Source organism: Streptomyces sp. NPDC028368, assembly GCF_055565615.1.
Window position 1 is genome coordinate 160,451 of sequence record NZ_JBVHTY010000015.1, and the last position, 17,588, is coordinate 178,038.

20 protein-coding genes and 3 pseudogenes are annotated in these 17,588 nt (G+C 68.5%); 11 read left to right on the forward strand and 12 right to left on the reverse strand.

Translation table 11 applies throughout. The features are described 5' to 3' along the window. Nucleotides 1-131 precede the first annotated feature (131 nt). Together ACZ4S3_RS30435 and ACZ4S3_RS30440 are read right to left on the reverse strand one after the other, a co-directional pair. Nucleotides 132-464: pseudogene (locus tag ACZ4S3_RS30435) on the reverse strand (P-loop NTPase family protein); the annotation flags it as partial. 247 nt (nucleotides 465-711) lie between these two features. Then, entirely contained in the window at nucleotides 712-1,338 is a 627-nt protein-coding gene (locus ACZ4S3_RS30440; protein ID WP_467939788.1) for a glyoxalase, read from the reverse strand. Between the two features lie 220 nt (nucleotides 1,339-1,558). Here ACZ4S3_RS30440 and ACZ4S3_RS30445 point away from each other — a divergent pair, with 220 nt between their 5' ends. Further along, complete coding sequence (locus tag ACZ4S3_RS30445) at nucleotides 1,559-1,792, forward strand: S26 family signal peptidase (RefSeq protein ID WP_467939889.1); 234 nt, start codon at nucleotides 1,559-1,561, stop codon at nucleotides 1,790-1,792. Nucleotides 1,793-1,922: 130 nt separating this feature from the next. On the opposite strand, the gene ACZ4S3_RS30450 is transcribed toward ACZ4S3_RS30445, so the two are convergent. Beyond that, complete coding sequence (locus ACZ4S3_RS30450; RefSeq protein WP_467939790.1) at nucleotides 1,923-2,867, reverse strand: tyrosine-type recombinase/integrase; 945 nt, start codon at nucleotides 2,865-2,867, stop codon at nucleotides 1,923-1,925. A gap of 225 nt (nucleotides 2,868-3,092) precedes the next feature. On the opposite strand from ACZ4S3_RS30450, the gene ACZ4S3_RS30455 reads away from it, so the two are divergent. Beyond that, a complete protein-coding gene (locus tag ACZ4S3_RS30455; protein WP_467939792.1) occupies nucleotides 3,093-3,689 on the forward strand; it encodes an NAD(P)H-dependent oxidoreductase in 597 nt (198 codons plus the stop codon). Between the two features lie 64 nt (nucleotides 3,690-3,753). On the opposite strand, the pseudogene ACZ4S3_RS30460 reads toward ACZ4S3_RS30455, so the two are convergent. Further along, nucleotides 3,754-4,081: pseudogene (locus tag ACZ4S3_RS30460) on the reverse strand (helix-turn-helix domain-containing protein); the annotation flags it as partial. 220 nt (nucleotides 4,082-4,301) lie between these two features. Here ACZ4S3_RS30460 and ACZ4S3_RS30465 point away from each other — a divergent pair. Continuing rightward, nucleotides 4,302-4,688 carry a hypothetical protein gene (locus tag ACZ4S3_RS30465; protein ID WP_467939794.1) on the forward strand — a complete coding sequence of 129 codons (387 nt, stop codon included), beginning with the start codon at nucleotides 4,302-4,304 and terminating at the stop codon, nucleotides 4,686-4,688. 361 nt (nucleotides 4,689-5,049) lie between these two features. On the opposite strand, the gene ACZ4S3_RS30470 is transcribed toward ACZ4S3_RS30465, so the two are convergent. Next, on the reverse strand, nucleotides 5,050-5,421 hold the full coding sequence (locus tag ACZ4S3_RS30470; RefSeq protein ID WP_467939891.1) for a transposase: 372 nt from the start codon (nucleotides 5,419-5,421) through the stop codon (nucleotides 5,050-5,052). A 161-nt stretch (nucleotides 5,422-5,582) separates the two neighbouring features. On the opposite strand from ACZ4S3_RS30470, the gene ACZ4S3_RS30475 reads away from it, so the two are divergent. The 4 genes from ACZ4S3_RS30475 to ACZ4S3_RS30490 all read left to right on the forward strand — a co-directional run bounded on the left by ACZ4S3_RS30475 (nucleotide 5,583) and on the right by ACZ4S3_RS30490 (nucleotide 8,714). Further along, on the forward strand, nucleotides 5,583-5,681 hold the full coding sequence (locus ACZ4S3_RS30475) for a hypothetical protein (protein ID WP_467939796.1): 99 nt from the start codon (nucleotides 5,583-5,585) through the stop codon (nucleotides 5,679-5,681). Nucleotides 5,682-5,799: 118 nt separating this feature from the next. After that, nucleotides 5,800-6,288, forward strand: a complete 489-nt coding sequence (locus ACZ4S3_RS30480; RefSeq protein ID WP_467939798.1) for a hypothetical protein — start codon at nucleotides 5,800-5,802, stop codon at nucleotides 6,286-6,288. Between the two features lie 440 nt (nucleotides 6,289-6,728). Continuing rightward, complete coding sequence (locus tag ACZ4S3_RS30485; RefSeq protein ID WP_467939800.1) at nucleotides 6,729-7,184, forward strand: hypothetical protein; 456 nt, start codon at nucleotides 6,729-6,731, stop codon at nucleotides 7,182-7,184. A gap of 294 nt (nucleotides 7,185-7,478) precedes the next feature. Next, nucleotides 7,479-8,714 carry an IS701 family transposase gene (locus ACZ4S3_RS30490; RefSeq protein ID WP_467939893.1) on the forward strand — a complete coding sequence of 412 codons (1,236 nt, stop codon included), beginning with the start codon at nucleotides 7,479-7,481 and terminating at the stop codon, nucleotides 8,712-8,714. Between the two features lie 316 nt (nucleotides 8,715-9,030). Here ACZ4S3_RS30490 and ACZ4S3_RS30495 read toward each other — a convergent pair whose 3' ends face one another. From ACZ4S3_RS30495 to ACZ4S3_RS30505, 3 genes are read right to left on the reverse strand one after another with little or no spacing between them, the layout of a single operon-like run. Next, on the reverse strand, nucleotides 9,031-9,888 hold the full coding sequence (locus tag ACZ4S3_RS30495; protein ID WP_467939802.1) for a class I SAM-dependent methyltransferase: 858 nt from the start codon (nucleotides 9,886-9,888) through the stop codon (nucleotides 9,031-9,033). A gap of 34 nt (nucleotides 9,889-9,922) precedes the next feature. Continuing rightward, a complete protein-coding gene (locus ACZ4S3_RS30500) occupies nucleotides 9,923-10,267 on the reverse strand; it encodes a VOC family protein (protein WP_467939804.1) in 345 nt (114 codons plus the stop codon). Between the two features lies 1 nt (nucleotide 10,268). Further along, complete coding sequence (locus ACZ4S3_RS30505) at nucleotides 10,269-10,448, reverse strand: ribbon-helix-helix domain-containing protein (RefSeq protein ID WP_467939806.1); 180 nt, start codon at nucleotides 10,446-10,448, stop codon at nucleotides 10,269-10,271. A gap of 265 nt (nucleotides 10,449-10,713) precedes the next feature. Here ACZ4S3_RS30505 and ACZ4S3_RS30510 point away from each other — a divergent pair, with 265 nt between their 5' ends. The 4 genes from ACZ4S3_RS30510 (at nucleotide 10,714) to ACZ4S3_RS30525 (ending at nucleotide 13,687) form a co-directional block, all read left to right on the forward strand. Then, a complete protein-coding gene (locus ACZ4S3_RS30510) occupies nucleotides 10,714-11,265 on the forward strand; it encodes a cysteine hydrolase family protein (RefSeq protein ID WP_467939808.1) in 552 nt (183 codons plus the stop codon). After that, nucleotides 11,262-12,173: a GlxA family transcriptional regulator gene (locus tag ACZ4S3_RS30515; protein WP_467939810.1), complete on the forward strand. Its 912-nt coding sequence runs from the start codon at nucleotides 11,262-11,264 to the stop codon at nucleotides 12,171-12,173. The genes ACZ4S3_RS30510 and ACZ4S3_RS30515 overlap by 4 nt, the downstream gene beginning before the upstream one ends. Before the next feature lie 57 nt (nucleotides 12,174-12,230). Beyond that, entirely contained in the window at nucleotides 12,231-12,674 is a 444-nt protein-coding gene (locus tag ACZ4S3_RS30520) for a GNAT family N-acetyltransferase (RefSeq protein ID WP_467939812.1), read from the forward strand. Nucleotides 12,675-12,796: 122 nt separating this feature from the next. Next, a complete protein-coding gene (locus ACZ4S3_RS30525) occupies nucleotides 12,797-13,687 on the forward strand; it encodes a TIGR03620 family F420-dependent LLM class oxidoreductase (protein WP_467939814.1) in 891 nt (296 codons plus the stop codon). Nucleotides 13,688-13,748: 61 nt separating this feature from the next. Here the strand turns inward: ACZ4S3_RS30525 and ACZ4S3_RS30530 are convergent, their stop codons facing one another. The 4 genes and pseudogenes from ACZ4S3_RS30530 to ACZ4S3_RS30545 all read right to left on the reverse strand — a co-directional run bounded on the left by ACZ4S3_RS30530 (nucleotide 13,749) and on the right by ACZ4S3_RS30545 (nucleotide 17,500). Further along, nucleotides 13,749-14,000 (reverse strand): SDR family oxidoreductase, encoded by a 252-nt coding sequence (locus ACZ4S3_RS30530; RefSeq protein WP_467939895.1) that lies wholly within the window; start codon nucleotides 13,998-14,000, stop codon nucleotides 13,749-13,751. Nucleotides 14,001-14,018: 18 nt separating this feature from the next. Further along, on the reverse strand, nucleotides 14,019-14,825 hold the full coding sequence (locus ACZ4S3_RS30535; protein WP_467939816.1) for an acetate--CoA ligase family protein: 807 nt from the start codon (nucleotides 14,823-14,825) through the stop codon (nucleotides 14,019-14,021). Continuing rightward, nucleotides 14,741-15,370, reverse strand: a pseudogene (locus ACZ4S3_RS30540) (acyl-CoA dehydrogenase family protein); the annotation flags it as partial. The pseudogene ACZ4S3_RS30540 and the gene ACZ4S3_RS30535, both read right to left, overlap by 85 nt. Before the next feature lie 54 nt (nucleotides 15,371-15,424). After that, nucleotides 15,425-17,500, reverse strand: coding sequence for a serine/threonine-protein kinase (locus ACZ4S3_RS30545; protein WP_467939818.1), 2,076 nt, complete (start codon nucleotides 17,498-17,500; stop codon nucleotides 15,425-15,427). Between the last annotated feature and the right edge of the window lie 88 nt (nucleotides 17,501-17,588).

Here is a 17,588-nt window from a genome sequence, read left to right on the forward strand (position 1 = left end):
GCCGAGCCGCCGGGCGATGCCCCTGGCCAGCCCGTCGAACGGCCACACCGGGTGAGGGCCAGCTCCCGGTTTCAGGGCCGGTTCTGCAGGCTCTCCCCTCCCCCGGCCAGTCGCGCCGCGGGTGCGTGCTCTCAGCGGTCGAGCGCGGGGAGCCCGGCAAGGCCGGTCTCGCGCAGGAGCTGGTCGACCGTTTCCGTGAGGGTGCTGTCGGCGGGGATCACGGTCTCGATGCCGTCGGGCAGGAGATCCAGCGGCCGGTACCAAGCGCGCATCTCGGCCTCGCCGTACTCGTTCGCCGGGGGCTTGGTGGCGTGGCGGCGCAGTGTCTCGCCGAAAGGGACGTCCAGGTAGTAGTGGTGAGTGTGACCGCGGTGGTCGCGGTGCAGCTGCTCGAGCATGGGTCCGTAGTGCGCGGCGTACAGGATCCCTTCGAGCACGACGTGGTAGCCGGCGTCCAGGGAGTAGTAACGTCTGCCGATGCGCCGGCCCGGTGCTGTCCTTGAGGCCAAGGTTCCCCGCTCCCACCCAGGCCATCGTCTGCTGTGCTTGAGAAGAGAGAGTACGGAGGCAGCCACGCGGTTCAATCGGCCCTCTGAGAATGGTGGTCGGCCGCGGCAGGCGCATCAGCTCGGCACCCGGCACTCGGCACCGCCCCGAGCCCGGCGGCTGTTTCGTGATCGGCGACCGAGGAGGGCGGGCAACAGTGGCACATCAGGGTGTGGGTGCCAGTGATGTGGCCTCCCATGCGAACCCGTCCGGGTCGGTGAAAGGCCCGGAATCGCCGCCGATCATGAGCCGGTGCGATCCGGTGCCGTCGGGAGCGACGCCGACGTCCTTGGCAAGGGCACGGTGCCTGTACAGCGCCAGCTTGACGGGACTCGCCCCAGCAGCGAACTCGACGTACATGCGGCCGAAGCTCTTCGCCACTGCGAGGCCTTGGTCGACGTAGAACCGCTTGCTCGCGGCCACGTCCGCGACCCCCAGGAGGAGCACGATCTCGTCGATCTGCCTGGTGGCCGGGCCGGTGTCCTTCTTCGCCGAGGTCGCGACCTTCCAGATCGTCCCGTCCGGGGCTTGTACGACACCGCCGTAGCCCCAGAGCGACTTCGCGGCCGGCTTGAGCGGTGTGGCGCCGGCGTCGAGGGCGGCGTCGATGAGGCTGTTGACGGTCGCCGGCTGGGACACCGTGAGCGCCAGGGTGAACCCACGGAAGCCGGTGGTGGGTGCCTCCGAGGCCCGCAGGCGTATCTGCGTGTCCAAACCGAAGGCGGCGGTGTAGAAGCGGTTGGCGGCCGTGGGATCGGCCACGTCGAGGGTGATGGATTCGATGGATGCCATGGCCATCACGCTAGTTGCGGCTCGGCGACCGGCGCTTCTCGATTCCTGACCGATCTGGCCACCTGTTTCGCCACACACGGTCGCATCCCCACCGTCGCGCACACCGCCTGGCGCCGCGTCACCCAGGATCTCCTCGCCCGTCTCCCAGGTGATCACAAGCCGGGACAGCGTCTCCTCCTCAGCCACCAGTCGCCGCTTCAGCTCCGCGTTCCGCTCCCGGGTGCGCTCCACCCGCTCCCGGGCCGTGCCCAGCGGGCACATCTGCGTGATCGGGGGGGACCACCGGCAGTACTCTGCGGACTCCCGCTACCACCAGCACAATCCCGGCCGTGGGATGGTGCCAGTGGACAGTGTCGTGGGACGGGCGGTGGTCATCGCTTGGCCGATCGACCGCTGGGACACCCTGCCGGTTCCCGGGACAGCTGAGGGACGAGGTCCGTCACACCCTGTCTGAACTGCACGAATGCGGGTATGGACGGGGCGCGACGGCACCTCTGGGACTTCTCTGGGGCTTCTCTGGGGCTTCGGGGCCCGGCTCCCGGCGGGTTCCTCTACGGGCCGCGGCCCGGCGGGCTGACGTCCGGTCAGGGCTCCCCGAAGACCGCGTCGATGGTGGCGCTGCCCCTCGCACCGGCTCGAGGCAGGAAGTGGGAGTACTTCCGCAACGTGAACCCCGGGTCGGAGTGGCCCAGCCGGCGCGCCGGCGAGACGACCGATTCCCCGGCCTCCAGTTCCTCGGAGGCGTAGAAGTGACGCAGGGTGTGGAATCCGTGCTCCCGGGACGGTTCCCACACACGGGCCCTGTCTCTCTCACTCTCCCCCAGCGGTGCGATCACGTCGGCCTTGGCCAAAGCGGGCTTCCACACGTAGGAGTTGAAGGAGTTTCGGTTGACCGCCTTCCGCTCGCGTCCCGTCACCAAGAGGCTGTACGTCCTCGGCCGCCGATGTTTGGCTTCCACTGACGCCTCCGGAGGGCCCGGGTCGTCCCAGGGCAATGTGACGGGCACGGGCGCGAAGACCTCCATGTGTCGCCGGATGGCGCGGGCCACGCTCGCCGGCAGCGCTACCTCTCGGACCTTTCGCCCTTTGGGAAGCGCGAAGCACAGCTTCGCCCGCACCATTTTGACCTGGCGCCGGACGTGGACGACTCCTTTGGCGAAGTCGATGTCATCCGGGGAGAGTCCGAGTGCCTCGCCTTGCCGGAGCCCCAGGCCGGCGCCGATCTCGACGAGGAGCCGGTAGCGGTCCGGCATCGCCGCCCGTACCGCCAACACGCGCTCCGGCGTCCATGCTTCAACCCTTCCGGGTGTGGCAGCCGGCGGGCCGATCATGCTGGACCGACATGGATTGCGCCCGAGGCGGCGGTCCTCAACGGCGGCCTGGAGGATGCTGGACAGCGTCGCCCAGACGAGACGGATCGTGGTCGGACCGAGGTCCTTCTCCAACCGCTTCTTCCAGTGGCGAAGCGTTTCCGTGCCGATGCCGTTGAGTGGCTGGGCTCCGAGATGGGGAACGATGTGCCGCCGCACTCTCTGCTCGATGCGCTCGATCGTGGACGGGTCGCCACTCCGGGTGGGCCACCAGTGCGTCTCGGCCGCAGACCGTGAGACGGCGGATCACGGGCGGCTGGTGGTCTCACCCGGATCTTGTTAACCGGCTCCATGAGCAGTCCTCACCGGCCATGATGATCAGCAGAGCGGGGCCGTCTGCAGGCCCCCGCTCGGCTGACGACACCGATGTCCTTTGGGGGATGAATGCCGCGCATAGGGGTCTACCTCGCGCACCCACGGCCTGGCAGCTTTAACCACGCCGTGTTCCATACCGTTGTGCAACACCTGCGCGACCTCGGATGCGAGGTTCTCGCGCATGACCTCTGCGCTGAGGAATTCGCACCTGGGCTGACTGCCGACGAAACGGAGACGGTCCGGTCTGCCACAGGCACTCACGATTCGCAGGTGGCGCTCCATCGGGCGGAGGTGGCCACACTTGACGCCATGGTGTTCGTGCACCCGAATTGGTGGGGCATGCCACCCGCTGTCCTTGCAGGTTGGGTGCAGCGTGTCCTCGCGCCCGGCGTCGCCTACAAACTGGGAACCTCGGAGGGGGAGCCCGAAGGGCTACTGAGAGTCGGCCGAGCCCTCGTCCTGAACACCTCTGATACCCTTGCCGACCGCGAAGAGGCCGAGTTCGGGGACCCGCTGCAAAGGATCTGGGCGGCATGCGTCCTGCCTTACGTAGGAGTTGCCGACGTTCGCCGGGTCGTCTTCCGAACGGTCACCGACTCTTCCGATGAAACCCGCGCCTCCTGGTTGCACCAGGCACGTCGCCACGCCGCAGCGCTGCTGGCCTGACACGTACGGCGTGCTGTGCACGTTCGCCGGTACCGAGCTGGGCACTTTTACGCGAACGCCGACACTGGCGGGACAGCGCGACCACGACCCGGTCGAGGTCGTCGGTCCATGATTCGTATTCCCAGGCCCGCGGGCCGGACGCGGTCACCCGGCGTCCCGGCCCGGCAGTGGGGCGACCGGCCCCGGACAGCAGCGGCATCCGCACGGGCCAGCGCGGTGTCCAAGATCGCCTGCGTGTCAGGTCTCGGCTCGGTGGACTCAAGGAGCTTGTCCCACTTGGCGACCGTGCGCTGAGCGACCCCGAGAGGCTGGGCGAAGACCCTGACGCTCATCCGCAGCGCGAGCCGCAGGGCATGGGCCTCCAGGCCGCTCCAGTGGTGCACGGTCGCCACGAGCCGCTCCCTTCCGAACAGCATCGAAGCACGACGCGAACGGGCGGGGGCACGCAAGTGCAACGGAAGTACAACTGCGGGTCATTTCCCGACGGGTTGAGCAGGGCCACTCGCGTAGAGCCGGCCCGGAACCTGTCGGGCCACGCCTCCCGCCCCTTTTTGATCCTTTGGACGGTCTCTCCTATGGAACCCTATGGAACCCCTCACGGAGCATCGCCCGGTGAACGGCCCGATCGTCTACGGCTTCCTCCGGCTCCCCAAGAGCACCGCCGCCCGGCAAACGGCCCTGACCGGGGCCCTGGCGGAGTATTGCCGCAGCCACGAGCTTGTGCCGGGCGCGGTCTTCATCGATCGCGGCAACACCACGAGCGTCCTCAGCACGGCGTTCACCGGGCTGCTGGACGTGCTCGATCTGCCGGATGTCTATGGAATGGTCCTGCCTGCCGCCTCCCATCTGGGGCCCAAGCCAATAGCCACCGAGCGGCGGCGGCAGATCACCGGCTCCGGTGTCCGGCTGATGCTCGTCCGAAGCACGACCCGCCGGCCGCCAGACCGCTCTCGCCGCCGCACTCGCATCTCTGCCCCTGCCCTGGACGCCGAGACATGAGGCTCGCCATGCTCGATCCCACCCAGCGATTCTTTACCCCTGTCCCCGAATCCGTGGGTCAGGCCCGTGACTTCGCCCTCCGCACCCTCGCCGCCTGGGACCTGGAGGAGCGGGACCATGACGTCCGCCTCTGCGTCTCCGAGCTGGCCACCAACGCCCTCACGCACGGCACACACTGCGGTCAGACACCTGCGCTCTTGGCCCCTACCGCGCCGACCTCGTCGAGACGTACTGGCGCTGCGAGCAAGATCCTTCCCTTCTCGTCGGCTACGGCCGACAGGCGCCCGAGGCGCTAAGGGCTGTCCCGTAATCCCTGGCGGATCAGCGCGCGGCGTCAGATGCACTGCGTTCGCTGCGCTCACTAGGTCTCGGCTCTCCCTTTGCCGTACGGATGCCGAGCTGCATCGCAAGGCGGAGGAGCGTCCCGATACTGGATGTATCGGGATGTTCCGACAACGCGGCGAGGTGCCGTAGCTGTCGTCGCGCGCCCGCCAGGGATTACGGGACAGCCCTTAGAGGCGACCAGGCTGCCGGTGTAGCCGCCGTCGGCCCAGACCGGTTCCATCCGGTGGTGTACGTCGGCGACCTGCCCGAGCAGCACCTGGGAGGCGGTGCGGTCGCCGGTGTCCGCGGCGGTGACCATCTCGCCCAGCAGCAGGCCGAGCGTGTCGACCACGATGTGCCGCTTGCGGCCGTTTACCAGTTTGCCGCCGTCGAAGCCGCGACTGTCCATTCCGACGACGGCATCCGCCTTGAGCGACTGCGAGGCGATCACGCCGGCGGTGGGTGCCGCGTCGCGGCCCAGCGTCTCGCGGACCTGTCCGCGCAGCTGGTCGTGAAACTCCCTGATATCTCGACGCCCTGGCCGAACACGCAGCTCAGGGACGGGTAGCCGTGCTGTGCTTCGAGAAGGACGAAGAACGCTGCCATCGTCAAGTGGTTCCGGAGACCCTTCGCCGCCGCAGATCGCTACCTGTCACCGCGTTGGCCTGACTTCTACTCCCCTGCAGGCAGGCGCTCTTGTGCCTGGGGACCGCCTCACTTCCAATCTGGACCAGGCGGATCACACCGGGGGTGGGCAATGGAGGGCTCGTACGAACGTGCACGCATCATGATCACGGTCAAGACGTATCCCGAACTGTCCACGAAGTACCGCGAGACGAGCTGCGTCGCCGGAATACGGCTCGACTGCGGAACCCCGGAACACGTACGGCTGTTTCCCGTCCCCTTCCGCAGCATGATCGAGACCACCCAGTTCGCCAAATACGCGATCGTCGAGGTGAACGTACGCCGCCACCAGGACCGCCGGCCCGAGAGCCTGCGCCCCAACCTGGACACCCTCAAGGTCATCGACAGGATCGGCACGAGCGACGGGTGGCGCGAGCGGTACTCACTCATCCGCCCGCTGATCGCCCCCTCACTGTGCGCCATCAAGCACGACCAGAAAGAACACGGCACATCGCTGGGCATCTTCCGCCCAGCGGACGGTGTCGACTTCCGTCTCACCCCCGCGGAACCCTGGCCCGCTCACAAAGTCGCCCTGGCCGACCAAATGGACATCCTCGACCAGGACTTGCGCCAACGCATGCCGACGAGCTAACGACGCGGCCACCGCGCTGCCCCAAGCCCCAGTCTCGACATCAGTGTGTGAACAGCAGCGACACTTTCGGCAGCCGACCCCGACTTCTCCTGGCCCCACCTACGGCAGATATCGCCACAAGGCCCGGCGCAGGCCCAACCGGCAAGCCATCCTGCTGTCATAACGTATCCGACACCCCGTCAGCACAGGGCGGCTCGGCCGATGTACGAGCTCCAGCCCACACCTCGCCCCCGAACCCCGCTTAGTACTCCAGCTGTAGATGGTGATCTTCACGCTTGTGCGGCTTGCCGCCGGTAGTGGCTGGCTTTGGATCGGGCCTGGTGGTGGCGTCGCCAGTCGGATCACGATGCTGGCCATCGGTACCCCGCTATTGTCGATCACGCAGGGTCTGGAGCAGCGAACGCGTCGACCCGGCGGAGCGGTTACTGGGGGGAGCAGCGATGGTGGCAGGAGACAGGGCAGTGGGCCAGGCCTGGTTCGGCGCGGCGGCGCTGGCCTCGGGGGCGTTCTCCGTCGTGTTCGTGGAAGCGACGCGGGTCGCGAACTGGAATGTGGAACATCCGGTGCCCGTTCCGGGCGACGACTCACCCGGCGGCGGGAACATGGGGGCCGTGTTCGACGTGCCCCTCTTCGCCCTCCTCGCAATCGTCTGCCTGCTCTTCCCACTGCTGTGGGGAATCACGGTGATCCGCAGGCGGAAGGGCCAGCCAGTGCAGGAGCTGGTGGTGACCTCCACTGTCCTGCAGGGGGTCGCTCTGCTACTGGCCCTGCCGGTCGCGTCGAGCCTGCCGTTCGGCTGGCTCGGTGCCACGGCCCTCACCGCCGCGGTACTGCTCGCCCTCGGCATCGCCCTACAACCGCTCTGGTCACGACACCGGGCTGCGACCGCCCCGTAGTCGGCTGCGGATCGTGATCGTTTTCGGCAGGATTCTCCGGGGTTCGTGCCAAAGCGAGTTGTCCTGACACTGTCCGAGCCGACTCCATGCACGATTGAGCCTCATCATCCAGTTCTTGGCTGGATGGCCTGACGTATCTGCTGTCACCGTGCGGTTCCGTCATCTGGACGGGGGGGGCGGGATGGCTGCGGCCACCGGTGATCATCGTAGTTTGTGAAGACAACGAACGATCAAGCGGTGGCCGCAGGTCACAGCGTAGACCCGGCCCGATGGCATGACGCATTCGAGGCCATGATGGGCCGGATTGCGGGCCGGTTCGCCCGGGTGGAGCCACGGCGTCGGGTCCGGCGGTTGGTGCTCGGACTCCTGGCGGACCTGCCGCGCAAGAACTGCTGGACGATCGCCGAGTGGGCCGGGGAGGCCACTCCGGACGCCATGCAGCACCTGCTCAGCGGGGCCAAGTGGGATGCCGATGCCGTCCGCGACGACCTGCGGGCCTACGTGGTGGAGCATCTGCACGACGAGCGGGCGGTGCTGGTGGTCGACGAGACCGGCGATGTGAAGAAGGGCACCAGCACGGTCGGCGTCCAGCGCCAGTACACCGGCACCGCCGGCCGGATCGAAAACGCCCAGGTCGCTGTCTACCTGGTCTATGCCAGTCGGCGCGGGCACGCCGCGGTGGACCGGGAGTTGTACGTCCCGGCCTCCTGGACCTCTGACCCAGGCCGCTGCCGTGCCGCCGGGCTCGGCGAGGACGCCCCGTTCGCCACCAAACCGGAACTGGCCTCGCGCATGGTTGACCGGTTCCTCGACGCCAGCCACTTGGCCCCGTGGGTAGCGGGCGACGAGGTCTACGGCGGCAATCCGAAACTGCGCAACGTGCTGGAGGAACGCAGCGTTGGCTATGTTCTCGCGGTGGCCTGCTCACACGAAGCCACCACAGGGGCTGGGAGGTTCCGTGCCGACTCCCTGGCCAAGAAGGTCCCCAAGCGAGCTTGGCAGAAGCTGTCGGCCGGGACCGGGGCAAAGGGTCACCGCTTCTACGACTGGGCCGTTATCGACGTAGCCGATCCCCGCCCTGGGAGCCGTCAGCTGCTGATCCGCCGCAACCGCCACACCGGCGAACTCGCCTACTACCGCTGCTACTCGCCCACCACGGTGCCGCTGACCGAGCTGGTGCGCGTCGCTGGATCAAGGTGGCGAGTGGAGGAGTTCTTCCAGTCCGGCAAGGGCCTGGCCGCACTGGATGAGCACCAGGCCCGCCGCTACACGTCCTGGACCCGCTGGGTCACCCTCGCCATGCTCGCGCATGCCTTCCTCGCCGTCGTCAGAGCCGACGAGCACGCCCGACAACCAGCACCAGACGGCCTTATTCCGCTCACCTGCAACGAGATCCAGCGCCTGTTCATCACTCTCGTCACACAGTCCACTCACGATGCTACTCATTGGCTCCGCTGGTCCGACTGGCGACGCCGCCACCAGGCCCGATCCAAAGCCAGCCACTACCGGCGGCAAGCCGCACAAGCGTGAAGATCACCATCTACAGCTGGAGTATTAGAGGCGAAAGAGTGGCCGTCCCCCTTGGGGCCCTGGGACTTCTCTGGGACTTTCAGCCGCATCATCGGGCATGACCGTGAAACAACCGAAAGGCCATCAGCGCAGGCCGGCGCCCCAAAGCCACCTATCAGGGCCTCTGGTTCTCCTCCGTAAGCGCAGGCGCTCGAGCTGCCCGGGGCCCAGCCTCGCCCTCAGCGAAGGGCGGTGTGCCCGTTCGCTGAGGCGTCAGCTCTGCTACCGCCGGGTTGCCGAGCGACACCGCCCACGGGCAGATGGCCGTGACGAGGGATCAGGTGGTGGCCAGCAGCAGGTCCTCTCCGCTTGACGGGCGGAGGCCGTCGGTGCGATCGGCGAAATAGCGCTCGGCGAGCGAATCTCCCGACACGTGTCGGGCGTCTTCGAAGCCGGCTTCGCGGGCCAGTGCCAGCATCTCGGGCGGGGTGTAGAAGCTGATGAACGGCGTTCCGGATGCTTGCGCGCCTTCCTCGCTCGTCCGGAGGCCGGGGCGATCGGCGTCGTCGAGCAGTTCGGTCGGCAGCAGGAAGGTCATGGCGAGCGTCGAGCCGGGTGCGAGCCCGGTGATCTGGCGCAGGGTGGCCGCGGTGGCGTCTTTGGTGAGGTACATGGTGACGCCAGTGGAGACGATGACCGCCGGCCGGCTGGAATCGAAGCCGGCAGCGGCCAGCTTCTTCAGCCAGTCTCCGCTCGCCTCGAAGTCGACCGGTACCAGATGCAGCCAGTCGGGGATGCCGTAGCCGAGTTCGACCAGGCGATGGCGCTTCCAGGCCTGAGGGCCGGGCTGGTCTACCTCGAAGACCCGTAGGCGGGCGGCGACCTCCGGCCTACGCTGGGCAAAGGTGTCCAGGCCGGCTCCCAGGATGACGTACTGGGTGACGCCGCGGTCGGCCTGCTCAGCGATCAGGTCCTCGATGAAACGAGCGCGGGCCACGATGGCCGCCCGGAATCCTTGGGTGGCGTGCGGGTCCATGTCGGGGCGGCGGCGCCAGTCATCGTCGGGGTCCGCCAGCTGTAGGCCGATCTCGTCCTCGAGCACGTACGGTGGCGAGTCGGCCTGGACGTGCATGGCCCGCCAGAGGGCGGTCCGCACCGCAGTGCTGTCCGGCGCCTCGGTCTGCTTGTCTGTCATGGTGTTCCCCCTTCGTGTTCGCCCTTCGTTGCGGTCAGTTCTTGGTGGGAGCTTGGAGGCTCCACAGACGCCCGTCGGGGTCGCGGACGGTCATCTCCTTGGTCCCGTAATGGGTGTCCTCGAACGGCGTGACCACCTCGACGGCAGGATCGGGACGGAACTCGCCTGCGTCCGGCACCTTCAGCACGATCTGCGTCTGGGGCTCTCGGTCCTCGGGGATCTCGGCGATGAAGACGTACGGCCCGTCGCCGTTGCGGAGCCGGCCGGAGTTGTGGTCGGTCGAGAACTCCAACTCGTAGCCCAGGGCCTGGAAGAACTTCGCCGCCTTACCCCAGTTGTGGGTCGTCAAGAACACGGCCTCGATTCCTTCGGTCGCCATGTCAGCTCTCCTTCTCAGTCGATTGCTGTGTGTGCCCATGGGTGTCGTCGAGGTAGGCGCGCAGTGCGTCAGCGACCAACGCCGACAACGACATGCCCGACTCGATGGCGCGGTACTTGAGCTGCTTGATCAGCCCGATCGGCAGGTACACGTTGAACTGCTTGACTTCCTCATCACTCACCAGGCGATGCTAGCATTCTAGCAAGCTAGTCGATACCGGATCGCCGAATCACTGTCGTGGAACGGACCCGACGGCCGTCGCGGCGCGTAAGCGAGCTGCTTGAGGCCTTTCAGGCCGCTTCTCGCTGATCCGCGATAGCCCGTAGCCGCGAACGAGCGGGCGTCCTGACGCCCCGCCAGCAGCCAGGGCTCGCTGACCGGATCGGTCCGGTGCGGGCCCGGATCAGGCCTGTCCTAGCCGCATCGCTCCTCGTCACACTGATGGCATGAACAGAGCGTTGATAGTGATCGATGTCCAGGAATCGTTCCGCGCCCGCCCCCTGTGGGATGAGATCGCCAACCCGAAGATCGCGGAACCGGTCAACCAGCTGGTCCGCCTCGCCCGCGCAAACGGCGATCTGGTGGTGTGGGTGCTGCACACCGAGCCCGGCAGCGGGGACGTGTTCGACCCGGCCGAAGGCCACGTCCGGCTCCTGGACGAGCTGGAGCGGCCGAAGCCCGACGAACCGGTGCTGCGCAAGACGTCCCACAACGCCTTCACCACCACCAACCTGCAACAGCTGCTGACCGAGGCGGGCGTGGGCGAGTTGTGGGTATGCGGAATCCGTACCGAACAGTGCGTGGAAACCACCACCCGGGTCGGCAGCGACCTCGGCTACCGGATGGTCTTCGTCACCGATGCCACCACCACGAACGCCATCGGTGGGATCAGCGCCGAGGCGATCATTGAGCGTACGGAGGCGGTCCTTCGCGACCGGTTCGCCCGGATCGCCACGGTGGCCGAGCTGGAAGCTGAACTGGGATCATCCGGGGCGTGACCCACGTCGTCTTCGTTCTGCTGCCCGGAGTGCACCTGCTCGACCTGGCCGGACCTGCCCAGGCATTCAGCACGGCAGTGAACTTCGGGCAGCCCTACCGCCTCAGTTACTTCGCCGAGCAGGAACAGGTGACCAGCGCCCAGGGATTGCCGCTGACCGCCCGTACCGACTGGCCGGACCTGGCGCCCGACGACTTGGTTGTGGTGCCGGGGTGGCGGGCGCCCGCACTTCTCGGCGGACCGGAACTGGGGCCGGTGCCGCTGGAGCGGCTGCGCGCGCATCACGCCGCCGGCGGCACCGTCGCCAGTGTGTGCGCCGGGGCGGCTGCGCTGGGCCAGGCGGGGTTGCTCGACGGACGCCGATGCACCACCCACCACGATCTGCAGGACGAGTTGGCATCCCGCCATCCCCGGGCGAACGTGGTGCGGGACGTGCTGTTCACCACCGACGACCGGGTGGTGACCTCGGCGGGAATCGCCAGCGGCATCGACCTGGCGCTGCACCTTCTGGCGGCCCGGCACGGTCCGGCATTCGCGGCCCGGATAGCGCGGAACATGGTCGTCTACGCGCGCCGCAACGGTCAGGAGCCGCAAGCCAGCGCCATGCTGAGGCACCGCTCTCACCTGGACGAAACCGTCCATCACGTCCAGGATCTCATCGACGCGCGGTTCGCCGAGCAGCTACCGCTGGCGTACCTGGCCGCCCACCACGGCGTGAGCGAGCGCACCCTCACCCGGATGTTCAGCCGCGCCACGGGTGGCCTGACGCCGCTGCGCTACCAGCAGACGCTACGACTCGAGCGCGCCCAGCACCTGATCAGCCATGGCGCGACGGTGGACACCGCGGCCCGCACGGTGGGCTTCGAGGATGCCCGAATGCTGCGCCGCCTCCGTGCCCGCGCGCTCTGAAGGACTCGGGTGCCAATTCCAGTTGACTCCCCAGGATGTGCGGGGTTTCCTGTGGCGATGTCTCACCTTCGCTTCGAACGGGTGGACGGCGATGCCACGCTCCAAGACTGGCAGTCCGTCCACAACCTGATCATTCCCACTGCCGTCCTGTCTCTCGATGAGATACGTGAGCGAGCCCAGCGCAACCAGTTGGACGTTGCGTATCTCGACGACGTCCTTGTGGGTTGCACGACGGTACGTCCGCCGACGAGCGAGGACGCTTCGACGGCCACAGTGATCGCCAGGGTGCTTCCCGCTCACCGCGGACAAGGGTTTGGCGGGGAACTCTACGAGCGCGGGCTGGCACAGGCGCGAAAGCTCGGCGCCGACGTGATCGAGACGATTGTCTGGGCCTCCAACCCGGACGGGCTGCGGTTCGCGCAACGGCACGGATTTGTCGAAGTGGAGAGGTACGTGCTGCCGGGTGACAGCGTGCCCTGGTTCACGTTGAGGCTGCCCTGAGCGCTTGACATCCTGATCGCTGCGGCCAGTCAAGAGCGACGTCTCGGGCGAAAGCTCGCGGGTTTCCGGTCACCAAGGCCCGCCCGGTCACGGGTCTGGCCGCTCGACGGTACACACGTGGCATGGACCTGGGAAGAATAGGTATTTGGAGCTTGGCCTTCACCCACGGGGACCGCGACCAGGCAAGGGAGGCCGCCGCTGAACTCGATGAGCTGGGCTTTGGAACGCTCTGGCTCGGTGGCAGTCCCGGGGGCAATCCCCGCGGTGACCTGGTCACGACGGCAGAGCTGCTCGCGGCGACCCGACGCACGGTCGTAGTCCCTGCCTGCGTGACGATCTGGCCTCAGCCCGCGCACACGCTCGCCGCGAACCATCACGCCCTGCCTGCGGGCATGCGCCAGCGCCTGCTTCTGTGCCTGGGTGTGGGCCACCCGCAGATCGAGAAGCGCTACCACCAGCCGTACACAGCCCTCCGCAGCTACCTCGACGAACTGGACCGCTCCACCGCGCCGTTGCCGAAGGCCGCGCGGCTCATCTGCGCTCATGGGCCGAAGATGACGCAGCTCGCGGCCACCCGCAGTGCGGGGGCTCATCCGCACCTCACCACCCCCGACCACACCGCCTACGCCCGCAAGCTGCTCGGCGACGGCCCCCTGCTGGCCCCTTCCGCGTCCGTGGTGATGGACACGAGCCCGTCAACCGCCCGCGCGACGGCTCGCGCGGCGCTCGCCCCGTACCTGGCCCAGCCGAACTACGCCAACAACTGGCTGCGTTGCGGCTTCACCACGGACGACTTGTCGGCGCACGGAAGCGACCGTCTGATCGACGCGCTCTTCATCTGGGGCTCCCCCGAGCGGATTGCCCACCGGATCGATGCGTACCTGACCAGGGGCGCCGACCATGTGGCGGTCCAGGTCGTCACCGATCAGCCCCATGCCTTCCCGCGAAGCCAGTGGCGCGCACTGGCCGAGGTGCTGCTCAGCAACCGTCACGCCGCATACGACGAGGTGTGAACTTGACCGGCACATCCGTGTGGTTGGCGGCGAGCAGGCGCCTCAGGAATCCGGCGCCACCTCAAGAATCCGGCCCGAGTGGTGCGCCGTAGACCTGTCGGCCCAGCCACTGTCCGCCGTCGGCGGTCAGCACCTCGCCGGTGATGTAGGCGGAGCGGTCTTCGAGCAGGAACGCGGCAATGTCTGCCAGCTCCTCCGGCGAGGCGAACCGGCCCGCGGGCACATTGCCGACCACCCGTCGACGTACCGGAGGGCTGTGGCGCGTCCGATGCCCGACCCGCCTCCGGTGATCATCGCGACCCTGCCCCGGAATGGCGCGGTGCCACTCATGTCAGTCTTCCTCCTCGGTGGTGCCGGCATTGCTGGTCATGCCGTCGGCCAGCTCGGCATCGGGCGACGCGACGTCGGGCGGCGCGGCGGGCTCGACGAGTACGTCAACCGGCGCGGCGTCGAGGGCCGCGGCGCGCTCGATGAGTAGCTCCACCGCGAGGACCCCGTCAGGTCCCGCCCGCAGCGGGTTGATCTCGGCGGAGACGACCGTGCGGTCGCGCGCGGGCAGTGTGGACAGTGCGGCGACGGCCCGCGCGACGGCGTCCACATCGCATGGGGCGGCCCCGCGCCACCCGTTCAGCAGCGGCCAGCAGGTCAGCCGGCGGAGCATCGCCCGAGCGCCGTCGGCCGTTACGGGCGCGAGTTCGAGCGCGGTGTCCCGCCACAGTTCGGCCGACGTGCCGCCGGCACCGACGAGCACCACTGGGCCGAAGACGGGGTCATAGCGCACGCCGGCGATCAGTTCGACGGCGTCCGGGCGGGTATCCATGCGCTCGATGACCACGGAGCGGGCGCCCAGCCGGGCGGCGAAGTCCTCGAATGCGGCGGTGACGTCGGCGTCGGTCTCCAGGCCGAGCCGGACGCCGCCGACCTCGGTCTTGTGCGAGCGCCCGACGGCCTTCGCCACAGACGGGCCGTCCCAGGACCGTGCGATCCGCACCGCCTCCTGGGGGCACTGCGCCAACCCGGCCTCGGGGAACGGGATCCCGCGCGCCCGACGAAGGCGGTGATGCCCTTGGCGCGCAGGCTCGGGTCGACGGTGGCGAAGATGATGTAGAACTCCGACGCACCCGCGTTGGAAATCCATGCTTTGCGGCCGGTCAGGAGGTAGCGGTCGCCCTTGCGCACGGCCAGGGTGCGGAGCGAGGCGGCATCGGAGCCGACATCGGGTTCGGTGACCGCGAGCGAGGTCATCGGCGGTGCCTCGCCAGCCAGCGGACGCAGCAGGCGTTCCTTCTGCTCGTCGGTGCCGAGTTCGAGGATCGGGTGGGCGAAGAAGCCATTGGCGGTCAGCAGGTTCCCCAGGCCCAGGTCGCCGACGCACAGCTCTTCCTGCACCAGGCACTGGGTGAACAGGTCGGTGGAACCGCCGCCTCCGTATTCCTCGGGAAGCATGAAGGAGGTCAGGCCCATCCTGGCGGCTTCTCCCCAGATCTCCCAGGGGACTTCGGTGTCGGCCTCGTCGACCGCTCGGGCGGCGGGCCGGATCTTCTCCTTCGCGAAGTCCTGGCAGAGGTCGATGATCGCCAGCTGTTCGGCCGGCCGCCGCGGATCCCCGGGCGGGTCCCGGTCTTCCGCGTATCCGCCCAAGGCGTATGTGGCGGCGCCGACGGCGACCGCGGTGAACGCCACCGGGTTGCTCCAGGGCCGACGGCCGCGCGGGCAGGGTGGCCGGCGCGAGCGGTGTCAGGCGACCTTGGCGCAGATCATGGTCCCGCCGTCGTAAACGTTCCAGGAATAGCCGTAGCGGCCCGGGTCACGCGGGCAGGCGTTCGTGCCCGCCGAGGCCGGCAGAACGGCCGTGACCTGCATGATGTAGTTGAACTCCTGTGGCACCCGGTTGGCGCTGCAGTTCCATAAGGTGAGGAGGTTCGCACCGCCTGGGCGGCCGCCCGCGGCCTTGGCCAAGAAGCACTGGCCCTTACGGAACTGCCGCTCCACGCACAGGTTGGTGGACGAGTAGTCCTCGCCGCTGTGCCACCAGCTGCCGCGTCCCCCGCCGGACGGGCAGCTCCCGGTGGTCACCGCGAGCACCTGCAGATACGCGTTGGCCGCACCGCAGCCGACCTGTAGCGGAGCCGTTCGGCTCCACTTGCCGTAGCCGTCCTGGTAGGCGTCGAGGCAGTCGCCGGTCCGTACGGAGGCGAAGGCCGCATCGACCGGGCTCGGGGTGTGGGGCGCATCGGTTGTCGGCGCAGGCGTCGGTGTCGGCGTCGGCGTAGGTGTGGGCGAGGGAGCGCTCCCGCCGTCCGTGTACGCGCCAGACGTAGGCGTCGCACCGCTACCGCCGCTCGTCAGCGCCCCGCTCGTCGAGGCGGATCCGGTCCCGCCACTCGTGTACGTACCGCTCGACGAGCTGCTCGACGTGCCGCTCGTCGAACCGGCTGTGTCAGTTTTTTCCCACGGCCGCCAGATGAAGAGCGCGAGGGCGATCAGCACGACCACTACCCACAAGCCGCCGTCGGACGAGGATTTGGCCGACTGCGGCGGAGATGATGACCGGGACGAGGAGGGCGCCGAGGTCCGCGCCCGCTGCGCCTGCCGGGCCTGTTCGGAGCGCTTGCGCCGCTGCTGCTCTTCGCGCTCCCGTCGCTGCCGCTCTTCGCGTTCCCGTCGCTCTTCCTGGGCCTTCAGCGCGTTCGCCATCCGCGCCCGAGCCTCGGCCCTCTTGCGGTTCTCCTCCCTCCTACGCTCTCCCTCCCTCCTACGCTCTTCCTCCTTCCTGCGCTTCTCCTCGGCGCGGGCTCGCTGGATCTGTTTCTGGCGCGCGGCCCGCTCCTCGGTGTAGACGCGGGTGCGCCCCGGCGGCGGCACCTGCTGCGTCCGCCCGTCGATCGTGGGAGCCTCCGCGCCCTCGCGTAGCGCCCGGCCTTGCGCCTCGTACTTCTCGATCAGTGCGGTCCACCGCGGCGGCAGCCAGCGCTCGCCGCGCTGCGAAGTGGGTGTCCGGTCGACTTCCTCCAGGAAGCGTCGCAGTACGTCGGCGGGTTCGGGCCGATCGCCCGGATCGGCGGCGAGGCACGGGCGGATCAGCGGGGCCAGTTCCTTGGGCAGCCCCGTCAGGTCGAGTTCGCCGCGCTGGACGAAGGTCAGCAGACGGATCGTGTCGTCGACGTCGGGGTAGGGCGGGCGGCCGACGGCGAGGTGGAAGAGCGTCGCACCCATCGAGTACACATCGGACGCCGTGGTGGAAGGCTCGGCACGCGCCTGCTCCGGCGAGGTGAAAGCGATGGTGCCCAGCGTCAGCGTCGTACGGGTGATGTCGTTGGCGTGTGAGATGCCGAAGTCGATGAGGCGTGGCCCGGACAGGGGCAGCAGGATGTTCTGGGGCTTGACGTCCCGGTGGATGATGCCCTCGTCGTGCAGCGCCACCAGCGCCTGCGCGGTGCCCGCCGCGATCCAGCGCACCGCCGAGCCGGGCAGCCGTCCCGCGCTGCGGACGAGCTCGGACAGCGCGGGCGCCGGTATGTACTCGATAGCCATCCATGGCAGCTCGGCGTCCGGGTCGGCGTCGCGCACCCGGGCCGTGTACGCGCTGTCGATCCGCCGGGCCAGCCGCACTTCGCGGGCGAACCGCCGCCGGTCGGTGTCGCTGACGACGCCGTCGGCCAGCAGCGTCTTGACCGCGACGAGCGAACCGTCCACGGATGACCGCGCCAGATAGATCCGCCCCATACCGCCCGAACCGAGCCGCCCCAGCAGCCGGTAGGCACCGAGCCGCTGCGGGTCGTCGCCGAGCGGCCTGATTCCCATACCCGTCATGCCGTGTCGCCCTCCCCCTGGTTCCGCTCCGCGGCACCGGTCAAACAGTCGCACGACAACGGGAGTTGAGGAAGACGGAAGGGGACCA

Bases quoted from the DNA above. Each gene is read 5' to 3' on its own strand.
- ACZ4S3_RS30545 (WP_467939818.1), bottom strand. From the start codon at position 17,500: ATGACGGGTATGGGAATCAGGCCGCTCGGCGACGACCCGCAGCGGCTC.
- ACZ4S3_RS30480 (WP_467939798.1), top strand. From the start codon at position 5,800: ATGATCACGGTCAAGACGTATCCCGAACTGTCCACGAAGTACCGCGAG.
- ACZ4S3_RS30490 (WP_467939893.1), top strand. From the start codon at position 7,479: ATGGGCCGGATTGCGGGCCGGTTCGCCCGGGTGGAGCCACGGCGTCGG.
- ACZ4S3_RS30470 (WP_467939891.1), bottom strand. From the start codon at position 5,421: ATGGACAGTCGCGGCTTCGACGGCGGCAAACTGGTAAACGGCCGCAAG.
- ACZ4S3_RS30510 (WP_467939808.1), top strand. From the start codon at position 10,714: ATGAACAGAGCGTTGATAGTGATCGATGTCCAGGAATCGTTCCGCGCC.
- ACZ4S3_RS30440 (WP_467939788.1), bottom strand. From the start codon at position 1,338: ATGGCATCCATCGAATCCATCACCCTCGACGTGGCCGATCCCACGGCC.
- ACZ4S3_RS30455 (WP_467939792.1), top strand. From the start codon at position 3,093: ATGCCGCGCATAGGGGTCTACCTCGCGCACCCACGGCCTGGCAGCTTT.
- ACZ4S3_RS30500 (WP_467939804.1), bottom strand. From the start codon at position 10,267: ATGGCGACCGAAGGAATCGAGGCCGTGTTCTTGACGACCCACAACTGG.
- ACZ4S3_RS30520 (WP_467939812.1), top strand. From the start codon at position 12,231: ATGTCTCACCTTCGCTTCGAACGGGTGGACGGCGATGCCACGCTCCAA.
- ACZ4S3_RS30525 (WP_467939814.1), top strand. From the start codon at position 12,797: ATGGACCTGGGAAGAATAGGTATTTGGAGCTTGGCCTTCACCCACGGG.
- ACZ4S3_RS30535 (WP_467939816.1), bottom strand. From the start codon at position 14,825: ATGGATTTCCAACGCGGGTGCGTCGGAGTTCTACATCATCTTCGCCAC.
- ACZ4S3_RS30495 (WP_467939802.1), bottom strand. From the start codon at position 9,888: ATGACAGACAAGCAGACCGAGGCGCCGGACAGCACTGCGGTGCGGACC.
- ACZ4S3_RS30485 (WP_467939800.1), top strand. From the start codon at position 6,729: ATGGTGGCAGGAGACAGGGCAGTGGGCCAGGCCTGGTTCGGCGCGGCG.